The following is a 13,102-nucleotide window of genomic DNA, read 5'->3' on the forward strand; positions in this document are numbered from 1 at the left end:
TATACTTAGAAAGCTTCACTTTATTTTTATCCATCATACCTTATTTTTTAATAAATGATAAGTTTTCTGATCAATTTGTTTCACAAAAATAGTATAGCATACCTCTTCCTTTTCTAACAACTTAATTGTATATCACATTTGATTGAATGTGATATATTTTTTAATGTATATACCAATTAATGCATCCTATTCGATGTTTCTTGAACATAAAAAAACACATCGCGCTCTAAAGCACAATGTGTTTTTTATTTTACTACAACAAGACGCGGTCCATCTTGCTCTCTTTCTTTCATTATCTCATTTTGTTGTTTCTCTTGTCGTTTTACATGACTAGCAACATTTAATAATATACCCATCGCAATTAGATTAGCCAATAAAGAACTACCACCATAACTAATAAACGGTAAAGGTACTCCTGTAAGTGGTATTAATCCAGACATACCACCAACATTAACAAAAGTTTGTATCCCAATTAAACTTGCAATTCCGATTGCAATTAAACTTCCAAATGGATCTTTACACTTTTGTGCTACTCTAAACGAACGAATGATAATAAGTAGTAAACAGATTAAAATAATAGCTACACCTATAAAACCTAGTTCTTCAGATATAATCGCCATAATAAAATCCGTTTGCGGCTCTGGTAAGTAGCCATACTTTTGTATACTATTTCCTAGTCCTCTACCATTTAACCCACCTGAGGCAATTCCAATAAATGAATTTATTAATTGAAATCCATCTTTTTGCGGATCGCTAAATGGATCAAGAAAAACTGAAAATCGAGCTTTTTGGTATAGACTTAATTTATAGTTTCCGATAAAATACAACGCCGGAATCCACACGACAGATGTTAATAAAAATCTTTTTATCCACAAGTTAACATTAACTCCTGAACAGAAGAACATAATTAACACTGTTCCACCTATTAATATGTCAGTCCCTAAGTCATTTTGTAATAAAATTAATACCATCGATCCACCGACAACAAATATAGGAGGTATTATCCCTTGAAAAAAAGGGGTTTGCCTCTCTTGTTTCTTAGCAAAAAAACTTGCTAGCGTAATAATAACTGCTATTTTTACAAACTCAGCTGGTTGTATACCTAGTATCCATCCTTTTGCCCCATTGATTACCTTACCGAAAAGGAAAGCTGCTGTTAGTAATCCAATACTCCCTAACCCCATCGCTGTAAGAACTATTTTTTTCCTCCACAATTTGTAAGGGATTATAACGACAATCACAAGCATTACCGTTCCAATAGCCAGAGCAACTAATTGTTTTTTAAAAAAGTGATCTGCTGGCCAGTTATATTTCGACGAAATCGCGACAATGGAACTAGAACTATATACCATTATAACTCCCAACACACATAAGATAACAAGAGGAAGTAATAATGAATAATCCATTGATTTCCATACTCTTTTCATTTCATTTCCTCTTTCTGTTTCAATTTAATTATTGTTGTATTCCATATGTACATTGATTCTTCCTGCTTTATTATACAAATAAAAAGCCCAAACTATTTCAGTTTGAGCCCCCCTATTTGAACCCGTTATTGTTGTTTGTTCGTAAATGCTTCATGAAGTGCAGATAACTCACGTTCAAGCTCTCCTAACATTGCTTTCCCTTGTTCTTCTGCAATAAGACCAAGGCGAACTGCAAAATCGACCTCGCGGGATAGTCCAAACATTTGTGTGTCTAACACTTCTTCATATAATGGACATTGCGGCATTGTAAGATTGTCCATTTGCACCTTAATAAGTCTTAAAATCTTCTCCGCATCCGCTTGTAGAAGGGCTAGTGCCTTTTCCTGATGATTTGATACTGTCTCAGACGCCAAATTGATTCCCTCCGTTTCCGTCCTACTCTCTCCTATCTATTAATATTAGCGATAGTTTTAGTAAATTGCAATAGAAACATTTTTTGTGACAACCGTGTCTAATGCTATTATACTGAAAAGTGGGAGTATAACACAAATGGGGGAACAACAATGAGCGAAATTTTATTTATTAATGGAAAAGTTCGTTTTCCAATCACTATCGATCCAACTGTTTGGATCTTTGATGATCGAAAAGTAGATTTGACAACTTACTTTAATGAAACAAGAGAAAACACTTCAGAACTAGAAGCTTATTTAAAAAACACTTCAGAGCATTGGGATCGCGAAATCCGTGATGGTGCTGCGTTTCCACCGATACAACAAAGTGTAAAGAAATATAAAAAAGAACAACTAATTACTGGAACGTTCGGTATACCATTTCATCCATTTCTTGCTAACGCCGAAATTTCAGAGGACGCTACGCAAGTCGAAATTGAAACAGTAGATCAAACAATAATACTTCCATTAGAAACTGTAGAAAATGCTATTCTTGGTTTTTCAAAAGAAGGAAAGCCATTAAAAGAGGATGGACCTGTTCATCTATATTACAATGATGGATCTAATAGACAAAATCCAATCCGTAACATCCGTAAATTCACCATTATTTAACATGTATACTTGAAAGAAAAAAGGAGTGAGCTTCAGCTCACTCTTTTTTATAATAAATCTGCTGCTAGTTGAGCTAAATTAGACCGCTCCCCTTTAACAAACTTTACATGACCACTAATACGTTGCTCTTTAAACTTCTCTACAACATATGTTAAACCATTATTATATTCATCCAAATACGGGTGATCAATTTGCTGAGGATCTCCCATTAATACAATTTTACTTTTTTCTCCTACCCTTGTTAATATCGTTTTCACTTCATGCTTCGTTAAATTTTGTGCTTCATCAATTATAATGAACTGATCTGGAATACTTCTCCCACGTATATAGGTAAGGGCCTCTACTTCAATCGAACCCATTCCAGCTAAAATAGCATCTAACTCTCCTGGCTTTTTCGTATTAAATAAATACTCTAGATTATCAAAAATCGGCTGCATCCACGGTCTTAACTTTTCTTCTTTTTCTCCTGGTAAATAACCGATATCTTTTCCGACTGGAACAATTGGCCTTGCAACGAGTAGTTTTTTATATAGCCCTAAATCTTCCGTTTGCATGAGTCCTGAAGCCAGCGCGAGTAATGTTTTTCCTGTACCAGCTTTCCCCGTTAACGTTACTAGCGGAATATCTTCACGAAGCAACAATTCTAACCCCATAATTTGCTGCACATTTCGTGGTCGTATCCCCCATACTTGTTCATTGTGAAAAATAAGTTTCTTTACCTTCTTACCTAAATGATCCACAATGCCAAGTGCTGAACTAGATCCCCCTAATGCATCTTTCATTACTACAAACTGATTTGGATAAAATGGGTGATTCGCAATTTCGGATAAAGGCAATTCACCTTTTTCATAAAAATAATCTAATTGCTCTTTTGATATATACCCTTCTAAAAATCCTGAATATATATTATCTACTTCAATTACACGATCACTTAAATAATCTTCCGCCTTCAAACCAATTGCATCAGCTTTTACCCTTACGAGCACGTCTTTACTTACTAAAATAACAGACTTCCCGTCCTCTTTTTCTTGTTCTTCTAAAGATAGATTTTTTGCTACAGCTAAAATTCGATTATCATTCGTTTTTTCTACAAAAATATCTTGTAGTTGAACAAATGAACGATGATTTAATTCAATACGAAATGTACCGCCGTTTTCTAACGGAATACTTTCATGCAGCTTTCCTATTTCACGAAATTTGTCTATTAACTTAGATACATAACGAGCGTTTCGTCCTACTTCATCCATATAACGTTTTTTCGAATCAACCTCTTCTAATACAACTGCTGGAATCACTACTTCATTTGTTTCAAATGAAAAAATAGATAAAGGATCCTGCAAAAGTACATTCGTATCTAACACATAAATTTTATCCAACCTGTTACCCCCTGACTCCACTTTTAAATTTGTAGAACAAGGGTTTCATCCATAAAATATGGACGAACCATTGTTATAATTATATGTACCGTATAAACGAGGTAGAATCGAAATTCATAGCCATTAAACCTTTTATTTATTTTTTATTCATTTCTATTCAATATATTACTTTTAATTATAATTATTAACATAAAATCACAATAACCGATTACAAAAGTTAATATCTGAATTTCTTATTTATCACATTTATAATTCTTTTATTCCTACTAACACTTGGTTATCCAACTTTTTCGCTGCGCGAATATCATATGTTTTTTCATACGTTGGTTCAGTTGCAAGTTTCGCTCCATAAAACATAACATCACGTACTTCTTGTACATTTACTTCTATTACAGTTAATTTTAGAGGAATGCCTTCCATTCTATCAGTCAAGATTTCACCTGCACCACTTATGGAAAATACGGATTCGTTCGCCATTATAGTCAATACTAGCCCAGTACTATGCCGTATATTTTCCACAATACGTGAACGTTGATCTACTGCAAATCGAATACTAGTTTTACTCACTGCATACACCCAAGAAATAGCACTTACGTTAGGAACTTGTTTTTCGAAGTCTGTTGTTGCTACCATAACAATACATTCTTTACGTAACGTTTGTACTAAATCATCTGTTAATGTAGGATCTACTACATTCGCCATATTTCCACCTCCAAATATAATTAACATATCCTTATCATAACTTATTTTTCGAATTGCGAAAATATTATTTTTTCCCGCTATTATTCAAAAATATTACACTTCCATGATATACTTATACTGATAGAATTCGTATTGAGGTGACGAAATGAGAGTCAAATGTATGATTTGTGATAAAAAAGATATGTTAGATGATGAAAATCCTATGGCAAAAAAACTGCGTAACCGCCCTATTCATACATATATGTGCATGGAATGTTCGGAACGAATTGCAGAACGTACGATGGAACGTCATGCAAGCGGTAATTTCCGATTATATCGTGATAAAAAAGTCGAAGACGATTGGTAAAATGTAAATAAGTCCTTAATCATATAGATAAGGACTTATTTATATTTTTCAGGTTCACGATTCATTTGATCCAAAAAGCAATCAATAGCTTCTAATGGAAACCTGGCAGATTTTTTTTCTCCATTCATTTCATATGTAATCAAATACATTTCTTCGTTCTTTTTAACTTCCACATTCTTTAATTTATGTTCATCATATATCATATTTTGAAATAACAAATACGTTTCTTTTGCAGCACGATCATCTGGACGTGCTTCAGCAACTGTTTTAATCGTTAACCAATTATATAACGCATCTTGTACTGATCGCATAAAAGTTCGCCTCCTCACCCAGCATTTTGTTGTCTTGCTTGACGTAAACGCAACCTATAAATCCCAAGTACAATTGCCGCTACAACAAGGCCCTCTCCAACAGGTAAAAAAACTGCAAAAAAAGTTAAAACTGTACACCCAATCGCTAACGATATATATATCACTATATTTTTTATTATTGATAGTTTTCTTGCAAAACCTAAATTATACACAAGTGCACTTAATATAATAATGATACCATATAGCAACCACATCCCTAGTTCTGGATTTTCATCAACTTTACATAATTTCGCAAAAAACGACATTCTTTCTAACATCATTCATCCCCCTTTCTCACAAAAAACAAATTTTATTTATGTACTTAATACAAGAGTAACCTGCAAAAAAAATACTGTCCACAAAAAAGAGTAAATATTCCAAAAATAAATACAATAAAAAAACAGCTACCCCTCAAAGGTAGCTGTTCTATTATTTTACGCTTCTACAGATTTCTTTTTCTTAGCAGCTCTTTCGCGCTCGCTCTTATCAAGAATCTTTTTACGTAGACGAATTGATTCTGGAGTTACTTCACAGAACTCGTCATCGTTTAAGTACTCTAATGACTCTTCTAAAGTCATTAAGCGTGGTTTTTTCATTGTTGAAGTTTGATCTTTCGTCGCAGAACGAATGTTAGTTTGTTGTTTCATTTTTACAACGTTAACTGTTAAGTCATTCTCACGAGTGTGTTCTCCAACAATCATACCAGCATATACTTCTGTACCTGGTTCAACGAAGATTACACCACGGTCTTCAACTTGCATAATACCGTATTGTGATGCTTTTCCTGTTTCAAGTGAAACTAGAACACCTTGGCGACGTCCACCAACTTGTCCAGCGTGTACTGGTTGGTAGCAATCGAATGTATGGTTTAAAATACCGTAACCACGAGTTAATGTTAAGAATTCTGTTGTGTAACCAATTAAACCACGTGCTGGAACCATGAAAGTAAGGCGAACTTGACCGTTTCCGTTATTCACCATATCTAACATTTCACCTTTACGTGCACCCATAGATTCCATAATAGAACCAGTGTATTCTTCAGGTACATCGATTTGCACGCGCTCTACAGGCTCACATCTTACGCCATCAACTTCTTTAATAATTACTTCAGGCTTAGATACTTGTAGTTCATAACCTTCACGACGCATGTTTTCAATTAGGATAGATAAATGTAATTCCCCACGTCCAGATACGATCCACGCATCAGGAGAATCTGTATTATCTACACGTAAACTTACATCTGTTTCTAATTGTGAACGAAGACGCTCTTCAATTTTACGAGATGTAATGAATTTACCTTCACGACCTGCAAATGGGCTGTTATTTACAAGGAATGTCATTTGTAGTGTTGGCTCATCAATACGTAATAATGGTAAAGCCTCTTCATGCTCAACCGGACATACCGTTTCACCTACGTTAATGTCTTCCATACCTGAAACAGCTACTAAATCTCCAGCTTTTGCTTCTTCAATTTCTTGACGTTTTAATCCAATGTAACCAAATAATTTCGTTACACGGAATTGTTTTACAGTTCCGTCAACTTTCATTAATGCAACTTGTTGTCCTACCTTCATTGTACCACGGAATACGCGTCCAACCCCGATACGACCAACATAGTCATTGTAATCAAGAAGTGCTACTTGGAATTGAAGTGGCTCTTCGCTGTTATCAACTGGTGCTGGAATATGTTCAATAATTGTGTCAAACAATGATTTCATATTCTCTTCTTGATTTGCTGGATTTGAATCTAAGCTTGCTGTTCCGTTCATTGCTGATGCAAATACAACTGGGAACTCTAATTGATCTTCGTTTGCACCAAGTTCGATGAATAAGTCAACTACTTCATCAACTACTTCATCAGGGCGAGCGAAGTCACGGTCAATTTTGTTTACAACAACGATTGGAGTTAAGTTTTGCTCAAGAGCTTTCTTTAAAACAAATCGTGTTTGTGGCATACAACCTTCATATGCATCAACAACAAGTAGAACACCATCAACCATTTTCATGATACGTTCTACTTCTCCACCGAAGTCAGCGTGACCAGGTGTATCTAAAATGTTAATTCGTTTATCTTCATAGTGAATCGCAGTATTCTTCGCTAAAATTGTAATACCACGTTCTCTTTCTAGATCGTTTGAGTCCATTGCGCGTTCTTCAATATGTTCATTCGCACGGAACGTCCCCGCTTGACGTAATAACTGGTCAACAAGTGTTGTTTTACCATGGTCAACGTGGGCAATAATTGCTATATTTCGTAAATCTTGTCGTTTTTTCAACATGTCCAACTCCTAATGTCTTTTTAATCCTTCTCTATTATAAGAGCGAAGGGGATACAATGGCAATCAAAATAAAATCAAGAATGAAAATATAGTTGTATTCTTACTTTTGTGAAAGTAAAATGAAATTGGAGGGTGAAGAAATGGAACACATTCAATATCGCTTTTTATTAACTGCAATTATCGGTGTTATTTTCTTAATCGGTATCGGCATTATGGTTGCTGAAAATAGTCCCATCGGTATTATTATTTGCATTATCGGCACATTTGTTACAGTTGGATACGGTTTTGTAACAAAAAGAAAAATGCGTAAATCGTAATAACGTCAAAAAGTAAGAAGCGCTTATTCAGCCTCTTACTTTTTTTGTTACTCCGCTATAAATCGTAACACCTCTTCATACACTCCTGGTTTTGCAACTAATACGCTGCTCTTCTCTACGATAGAAAGCGGTGATCCAGAAAATGTTGTCACCTTGCCTCCAACTTCCTCTACAATTATCTGTCCCCCACCAAAATCCCATGGTGATAATCTCGGCGTTACATATGCATCTATTCTTCCTGTTGCAACGTATACCATCTCTAACGCTGCACAACCATATGATCTCGTGCCTCTTGCTTTCTTAACCAGTGCCATCATACTTTCCTTATTAAGCAATGGATTGTCGGTAAGCCATATCGCATTTAAAGCTACAATACCTTGCTCTACAGTTCCTTTTTCCAATAAAGGTATTGGTACTTCATTACAAAATGCTCCAGCTCCCTTTACCGCATGGTATAATTCAGCATGAACTGGATCATAAATGAGTCCAACCTTTCCGATACCGTTCTCATAAATTCCAATTGAAATTGCGAAATTTCTTTTTTGATGAACAAAGTTCATCGTGCCATCAATTGGATCAATTAACCAAACAACCCCATCAGAAGAAGTTATCTCATCTCCATAACCTTCTTCTCCTAAAATATTATGGTTCGGGAATGTTTCTTTAATTTTCCCAATTAAAAACTGTTCTATTTCTCGGTCCATATTTGTTACTAAATCAGCTGCATTGGATTTCGTTTCTATAATAAGCGCTTTTTCCATTGATGCCATTAAAAACTCTCCTGCATCTCGAATCCACTGTTTGGCGTGTGCATCGATGTCTTTCCATACTTCTTGCATGTTTAAACACTCCGATCTATACTGTTCACAGAAAAAACGAACCCTTTATAAGGTTCGCACCAACTAATTTTTTATACATATACTATTATTACGCTTCTAAACGGATCATTTCAAGTCTTAACACTTCTAACTTTTGTACACACTCTTCTTTTTTCAGTTTATCATTTTCCATCATCGCATCATATAAAGTTGCTAATTCATAATCTAGCTCCAAACGTAGCACCGGTATTCTCTTTTCAGCATCTGTTCTCTTTAACGCATTAATCACCTGTCTCATATTATTTGCCTCCTCCCAATATTCGTCTGCCCTCGGACTAGAATTAATTAAATTTTCTGATTTTTTGTTTTATACTATACTATGTTGGATAAATCATCTATGCAACAAAATTATATTTTTTTATTTAAATTTTTTTGTGCTGTTTTTTTTATGAATAGTACAAGCTATGCTAAAATAAAAGCAAAATAGGAGTTGGAGGAACAATCATGACACTACAAACATTCAAGTCAACTGATTTTGAGGTCTTTACAGTTGATGGTCTCGAAGAACGAATGAGTGCAATTAAAACGAACATTCATCCTAAGCTGGAAGCTTTAGGGGAACAGTTTGCAACGTATTTATCCAAACAAACTGATGAGAACTTTTTTTATCATGTAGCAAAACATGCACGTCGCAAAGTCAATCCACCAAACGATACTTGGGTTGCTTTTTCAACAAATAAACGCGGTTATAAAATGCTGCCACATTTCCAAATTGGGTTATGGGGTACTCATGCCTTCATATACTTTGGTTTAATCTATGAGTGTCCACAAAAAGTGGAGACGGCTCACGCCTTCTTAGAACATTTAAATGATTTAAAAACAAATATTCCAAATGACTTCGTTTGGTCCATTGACCATACTAAACCAAGTGTAAAATTACATAAAACCCTTGAAACAGAAGACTTACAAAAGATGATTGAGCGTCTAGCTACTGTGAAAAAAGCAGAATTATTAGTTGGTATTCATATATCACCAGAGGAGTTTTCAGCAATGACCAACGAACAATTCCTTGCTAAGATTGAATCTACGATGCAATCACTCCTTCCTCTATATGCACTTTGTAATCGATAGTAGAAAACGGACAATTTATATTGTCCGTTTTTAGTTGTTATCACATTATATCACTTCAGTTTTCATTTTTCAAAATATTTTTACATTTTCACAAGCTTTTGTTCTTCAGTTTCTTTCGCCCTTTGAATCGCACGGTATATAGAATATCCACTTACTTCTTGAAACTCTTTATCAATTTTCTTCTCTTCTGCTTTAGATGGAACAATCTCTTTAAAACGACGATATAATCCCATTAATTCTTCTCTTATAATTCCTTTTTCGTATGCTTTCTCAATTGCTTCATAAAACTTCACAATTACAACCATTTCCTCATTTGACCAATCATAATCTAACGGATATTGATATTCCATTTCGCACCTCATTTATCATTTCTTCTTATTTCAATATGCTATCTTAAAGGGATTTTTTTCTTCTTCACTATAGCCACTTTGCATTATACACTATTTATTCATTGTGATGGAATTGTCTTCCTCTATAAGTTAATTGGAAATAACTATTTAACATACTCACTGTAAAAATATTTTTTTCTATACATCTATAATTATTGGTGATATAATGCTTTTGTTTTATAGAAAATAAAGTGAACCTACCATCTCAAAAATGCTTTTGTGATTGGCAGAAAAACAAGTCTCATTCTAAAAAGCACTTAACTTTTTTAGAACAAGATTATATAAAACAAACTCTAATAAATATTATGAAAAAGAAGGGGTGTATAGATTGTCCCAATACGAAACACCATTGTTTACCGCTTTAGTTGAGCACAGTAAGCGAAATCCAATTCAATTCCATATTCCTGGTCACAAAAAAGGACAGGGCATGGATCCTACATTTCGCGAATTTATTGGGCATAATGCATTAGCAATTGATTTAATTAATATTGCGCCGCTCGATGATTTACATCATCCAAAAGGTATGATTAAAGAAGCACAAGATTTAGCAGCCGCTGCATTTGGTGCAGATCATACTTTCTTTTCTATTCAAGGTACAAGTGGTGCAATAATGACAATGGTGATGAGCGTGTGCGGTCCTGGTGACAAAATCCTAGTGCCACGAAACGTGCATAAATCAGTAATGTCAGCTATTATTTTCTCAGGTGCAAAACCGATTTTCATGCATCCTGAAATCGATCCAAAACTTGGTATTTCACACGGAATCACAATTCAATCTGTCAAAAAGGCACTTGAAGAGCATTCAGATGCGAAAGGCTTACTTGTTATTAATCCAACATACTTTGGCTTTGCTGCGGACTTAGAACAGATTGTCCAATTAGCGCATTCTTATGATATCCCTGTACTAGTTGATGAGGCTCATGGTGTTCATATTCATTTTCACGATGAATTGCCGATGTCAGCGATGCAAGCCGGTGCAGATATGGCAGCAACAAGTGTTCACAAATTAGGAGGATCTTTAACGCAAAGTTCTATTCTTAACGTGAAGGAAGGCCTTGTGAACGTAAAACATGTTCAATCTATTATTAGCATGCTTACGACGACATCAACTTCTTACATCTTGTTAGCATCCCTAGATGTTGCTAGAAAACGTCTTGCTACAGAAGGAACAGCACTCATAGAACAAACAATACAATTAGCGGAACAAGTTCGTGATGCTATTAATGCTGTTGAGGATCTTTACTGTCCTGGGAAAGAAATGCTAGGTACGGATGCTACTTTTAACTATGATCCTACAAAGATAATTGTATCTGTAAAAGATTTAGGTATTACAGGACATCAGGCTGAAGTATGGCTTAGAGAGCAATATAACATTGAAGTAGAACTCTCAGATTTATACAACATACTATGTCTTGTCACTTTTGGGGATACAGAAAGTGAGACAAATACACTTATTGCAGCATTACAAGATTTAGCAGCAACATTTAGAAATAAAGCCGATAAAGGTGTTCAAATACAAGTAGAAATTCCAGAAATTCCAGTGCTAGCACTTTCTCCTCGAGATGCTTTTTATTCGGAAACAGAAGTCATTCCGTTTGAAAATGCAGCAGGTCGTATTATAGCTGATTTCGTTATGGTTTATCCGCCAGGGATTCCAATCTTTACTCCGGGGGAAATTATTACACAAGATAACTTAGCGTATATTCGTAAAAACTTAGAAGCAGGTTTACCTGTACAAGGTCCTGAAGATATGACATTACAAACATTACGTGTGATTAAAGAGTACAAGCCTATCAGTTGATAGGCTTTTCTTTCACCCTTTTTCCCTTTTCCCATACGATATTAAGTAATGTAACGTATAGGTGGGGATACGATTATGATTGTAATAGGCCGTTCTATTGTACATCCTTATATCACAAATGAATATGAGCCATTTGCAGCTGAGAAACAACAAATTTTATCGATAATGGCAGGAAATCAAGAAATTTATTCCTTCCGAACATCTGATGAACTCAGCTTTGATCTAAATTTGCGAGTGAGTATTATTACTTCTGCATTAGAACTTTTTCAAAGTGGATTTCAGTTTCGCACATTTCAACAATCCTTTTGCAACCCCCAGTATTGGAAAAGAACGTCACTTGGAGGATTCGAGCTACTACCAAACATACCCCCTTCCATTGCCATACAAGATATTTTCAAAAACGGAAAACTATATGGAACTGAATGTGCCACCGCTATGATCATTATTTTTTACAAAGCTTTACTATCATTATATGAGGAAGAAACTTTCAACCGTCTCTTTGCAAACCTTTTACTTTATACATGGGACTACGATCAAGATTTAAAGCTCATAACAAAAACGGGTGGTGATCTTGTTCCAGGTGATCTCATTTATTTTAAAAATCCACAAGTGAATCCAGCTACGATCGAGTGGCAAGGAGAAAATGCAATCTATCTAGGAAATTTCTTTTTTTACGGACATGGCGTAGGTGTAAAAACAAAAGAAGAAATTATATACTCATTAAATGAGCGACGAGTCCCTTACGCTTTTATTTCAGCTTTCTTGACCGATACTATTACCCGTATTGATAGCCGTCTTATGAGCCACTACGCTTCTCCTAGCACTCCACAGACATCGATAGGGTTTATTCCGATTAGAGATGATGCAATCGTTGCAACAGTTGGTCATACAACTACAATTTATTAAAAAAGCGCCTACATATACATATGTAGGCGCTTTTTCTTATTTAAGCTTTTGTATGTTCTTTATGGTCACATTCGCAATGAGATCCACATTTCCCGTATAGTACTGTTGATTTTTCATCTTCAAAATGTCCGATTGTTCCTTCACATACTTGGCATACGATTGTTCCCATTTTTCATTTCCCCCTGAGTTTTAATAATAA

Annotated in this window: 17 protein-coding genes; 6 read left to right on the top strand and 11 right to left on the bottom strand. The window is 35.0% G+C overall.

Annotation, left to right across the window (positions count from 1 at the left end; all coding sequences use genetic code 11):
* Positions 1-245: 245 nt before the first annotated feature.
* Positions 246-1,427, bottom strand: coding sequence for an FtsW/RodA/SpoVE family cell cycle protein (locus J0835_RS19310; protein WP_087981718.1), 1,182 nt, complete (start codon positions 1,425-1,427; stop codon positions 246-248).
* A gap of 125 nt (positions 1,428-1,552) precedes the next feature.
* Positions 1,553-1,840: a YlaN family protein gene (locus J0835_RS19315; protein ID WP_000135698.1), complete on the bottom strand. Its 288-nt coding sequence runs from the start codon at positions 1,838-1,840 to the stop codon at positions 1,553-1,555.
* A gap of 150 nt (positions 1,841-1,990) precedes the next feature.
* Here J0835_RS19315 and J0835_RS19320 point away from each other — a divergent pair, with 150 nt between their 5' ends.
* Positions 1,991-2,488, top strand: coding sequence for a hypothetical protein (locus J0835_RS19320; RefSeq protein WP_087981719.1), 498 nt, complete (start codon positions 1,991-1,993; stop codon positions 2,486-2,488).
* Positions 2,489-2,535: 47 nt separating this feature from the next.
* On the opposite strand, the gene J0835_RS19325 is transcribed toward J0835_RS19320, so the two are convergent.
* Complete coding sequence (locus J0835_RS19325) at positions 2,536-3,864, bottom strand: PhoH family protein (protein ID WP_000358079.1); 1,329 nt, start codon at positions 3,862-3,864, stop codon at positions 2,536-2,538.
* Between the two features lie 246 nt (positions 3,865-4,110).
* Positions 4,111-4,566, bottom strand: a complete 456-nt coding sequence (locus J0835_RS19330) for a pyridoxamine 5'-phosphate oxidase family protein (protein WP_000024571.1) — start codon at positions 4,564-4,566, stop codon at positions 4,111-4,113.
* 145 nt (positions 4,567-4,711) lie between these two features.
* Here J0835_RS19330 and J0835_RS19335 point away from each other — a divergent pair, with 145 nt between their 5' ends.
* On the top strand, positions 4,712-4,912 hold the full coding sequence (locus J0835_RS19335) for a YlaI family protein (RefSeq protein WP_001995040.1): 201 nt from the start codon (positions 4,712-4,714) through the stop codon (positions 4,910-4,912).
* A gap of 35 nt (positions 4,913-4,947) precedes the next feature.
* Here the strand turns inward: J0835_RS19335 and J0835_RS19340 are convergent, their stop codons facing one another.
* The 3 genes from J0835_RS19340 to typA form a co-directional block, all read right to left on the bottom strand.
* A complete protein-coding gene (locus J0835_RS19340; RefSeq protein WP_087981720.1) occupies positions 4,948-5,223 on the bottom strand; it encodes a hypothetical protein in 276 nt (91 codons plus the stop codon).
* 14 nt (positions 5,224-5,237) lie between these two features.
* Positions 5,238-5,540, bottom strand: a complete 303-nt coding sequence (locus tag J0835_RS19345; RefSeq protein ID WP_000893657.1) for a YlaH-like family protein — start codon at positions 5,538-5,540, stop codon at positions 5,238-5,240.
* A 156-nt stretch (positions 5,541-5,696) separates the two neighbouring features.
* Positions 5,697-7,541 (bottom strand): translational GTPase TypA, encoded by a 1,845-nt coding sequence (gene typA, locus J0835_RS19350; protein WP_000914755.1) that lies wholly within the window; start codon positions 7,539-7,541, stop codon positions 5,697-5,699.
* A gap of 140 nt (positions 7,542-7,681) precedes the next feature.
* Between typA and J0835_RS19355 the strand changes: the two genes are divergently transcribed.
* Entirely contained in the window at positions 7,682-7,858 is a 177-nt protein-coding gene (locus J0835_RS19355; protein WP_048563222.1) for a DUF5325 family protein, read from the top strand.
* A gap of 47 nt (positions 7,859-7,905) precedes the next feature.
* Here the strand turns inward: J0835_RS19355 and J0835_RS19360 are convergent, their stop codons facing one another.
* Positions 7,906-8,697 carry an inositol monophosphatase family protein gene (locus tag J0835_RS19360; protein WP_087981722.1) on the bottom strand — a complete coding sequence of 264 codons (792 nt, stop codon included), beginning with the start codon at positions 8,695-8,697 and terminating at the stop codon, positions 7,906-7,908.
* An 88-nt stretch (positions 8,698-8,785) separates the two neighbouring features.
* The gene (locus J0835_RS19365) at positions 8,786-8,974 is read right to left on the bottom strand and encodes a hypothetical protein (protein WP_001250166.1); all 189 of its coding nucleotides are present in this window, start codon (positions 8,972-8,974) and stop codon (positions 8,786-8,788) included.
* A gap of 206 nt (positions 8,975-9,180) precedes the next feature.
* On the opposite strand from J0835_RS19365, the gene J0835_RS19370 reads away from it, so the two are divergent.
* Positions 9,181-9,807 carry a YktB family protein gene (locus J0835_RS19370; RefSeq protein ID WP_000175087.1) on the top strand — a complete coding sequence of 209 codons (627 nt, stop codon included), beginning with the start codon at positions 9,181-9,183 and terminating at the stop codon, positions 9,805-9,807.
* A gap of 80 nt (positions 9,808-9,887) precedes the next feature.
* Here the strand turns inward: J0835_RS19370 and J0835_RS19375 are convergent, their stop codons facing one another.
* A complete protein-coding gene (locus J0835_RS19375; RefSeq protein WP_000456565.1) occupies positions 9,888-10,157 on the bottom strand; it encodes a UPF0223 family protein in 270 nt (89 codons plus the stop codon).
* Positions 10,158-10,524: 367 nt separating this feature from the next.
* Between J0835_RS19375 and speA the strand changes: the two genes are divergently transcribed.
* Together speA and J0835_RS19385 are read left to right on the top strand one after the other, a co-directional pair.
* Entirely contained in the window at positions 10,525-11,997 is a 1,473-nt protein-coding gene (gene speA / locus J0835_RS19380; RefSeq protein WP_140386878.1) for an arginine decarboxylase, read from the top strand.
* Between the two features lie 75 nt (positions 11,998-12,072).
* Positions 12,073-12,903, top strand: a complete 831-nt coding sequence (locus J0835_RS19385; RefSeq protein ID WP_087981724.1) for a protein-glutamine gamma-glutamyltransferase — start codon at positions 12,073-12,075, stop codon at positions 12,901-12,903.
* A gap of 40 nt (positions 12,904-12,943) precedes the next feature.
* Here the strand turns inward: J0835_RS19385 and J0835_RS19390 are convergent, their stop codons facing one another.
* Positions 12,944-13,072 (bottom strand): GapA-binding peptide SR1P, encoded by a 129-nt coding sequence (locus J0835_RS19390; protein WP_000536796.1) that lies wholly within the window; start codon positions 13,070-13,072, stop codon positions 12,944-12,946.
* Positions 13,073-13,102: the final 30 nt, after the last annotated feature.

The sequence above is a fragment of the Bacillus cereus group sp. Sample62 genome (genome assembly GCF_036851315.1).
Classification (GTDB): Bacteria; Bacillota; Bacilli; order Bacillales; family Bacillaceae_G; genus Bacillus_A; species Bacillus_A wiedmannii.

What these genes read in the sequence shown, in the direction of transcription:
- J0835_RS19365 (WP_001250166.1), bottom strand. Translation starts at nt 8,974, where the DNA reads ATGAGACAGGTGATTAATGCGTTAAAGAGAACAGATGCTGAAAAGAGA.
- J0835_RS19390 (WP_000536796.1), bottom strand. Translation starts at nt 13,072, where the DNA reads ATGGGAACAATCGTATGCCAAGTATGTGAAGGAACAATCGGACATTTT.
- J0835_RS19360 (WP_087981722.1), bottom strand. Translation starts at nt 8,697, where the DNA reads ATGCAAGAAGTATGGAAAGACATCGATGCACACGCCAAACAGTGGATT.
- J0835_RS19320 (WP_087981719.1), top strand. Translation starts at nt 1,991, where the DNA reads ATGAGCGAAATTTTATTTATTAATGGAAAAGTTCGTTTTCCAATCACT.
- J0835_RS19335 (WP_001995040.1), top strand. Translation starts at nt 4,712, where the DNA reads ATGAGAGTCAAATGTATGATTTGTGATAAAAAAGATATGTTAGATGAT.
- J0835_RS19345 (WP_000893657.1), bottom strand. Translation starts at nt 5,540, where the DNA reads ATGTTAGAAAGAATGTCGTTTTTTGCGAAATTATGTAAAGTTGATGAA.
- J0835_RS19385 (WP_087981724.1), top strand. Translation starts at nt 12,073, where the DNA reads ATGATTGTAATAGGCCGTTCTATTGTACATCCTTATATCACAAATGAA.
- J0835_RS19310 (WP_087981718.1), bottom strand. Translation starts at nt 1,427, where the DNA reads ATGAAAAGAGTATGGAAATCAATGGATTATTCATTATTACTTCCTCTT.
- J0835_RS19375 (WP_000456565.1), bottom strand. Translation starts at nt 10,157, where the DNA reads ATGGAATATCAATATCCGTTAGATTATGATTGGTCAAATGAGGAAATG.
- J0835_RS19355 (WP_048563222.1), top strand. Translation starts at nt 7,682, where the DNA reads ATGGAACACATTCAATATCGCTTTTTATTAACTGCAATTATCGGTGTT.
- J0835_RS19340 (WP_087981720.1), bottom strand. Translation starts at nt 5,223, where the DNA reads ATGCGATCAGTACAAGATGCGTTATATAATTGGTTAACGATTAAAACA.
- typA (WP_000914755.1), bottom strand. Translation starts at nt 7,541, where the DNA reads ATGTTGAAAAAACGACAAGATTTACGAAATATAGCAATTATTGCCCAC.
- J0835_RS19330 (WP_000024571.1), bottom strand. Translation starts at nt 4,566, where the DNA reads ATGGCGAATGTAGTAGATCCTACATTAACAGATGATTTAGTACAAACG.
- J0835_RS19370 (WP_000175087.1), top strand. Translation starts at nt 9,181, where the DNA reads ATGACACTACAAACATTCAAGTCAACTGATTTTGAGGTCTTTACAGTT.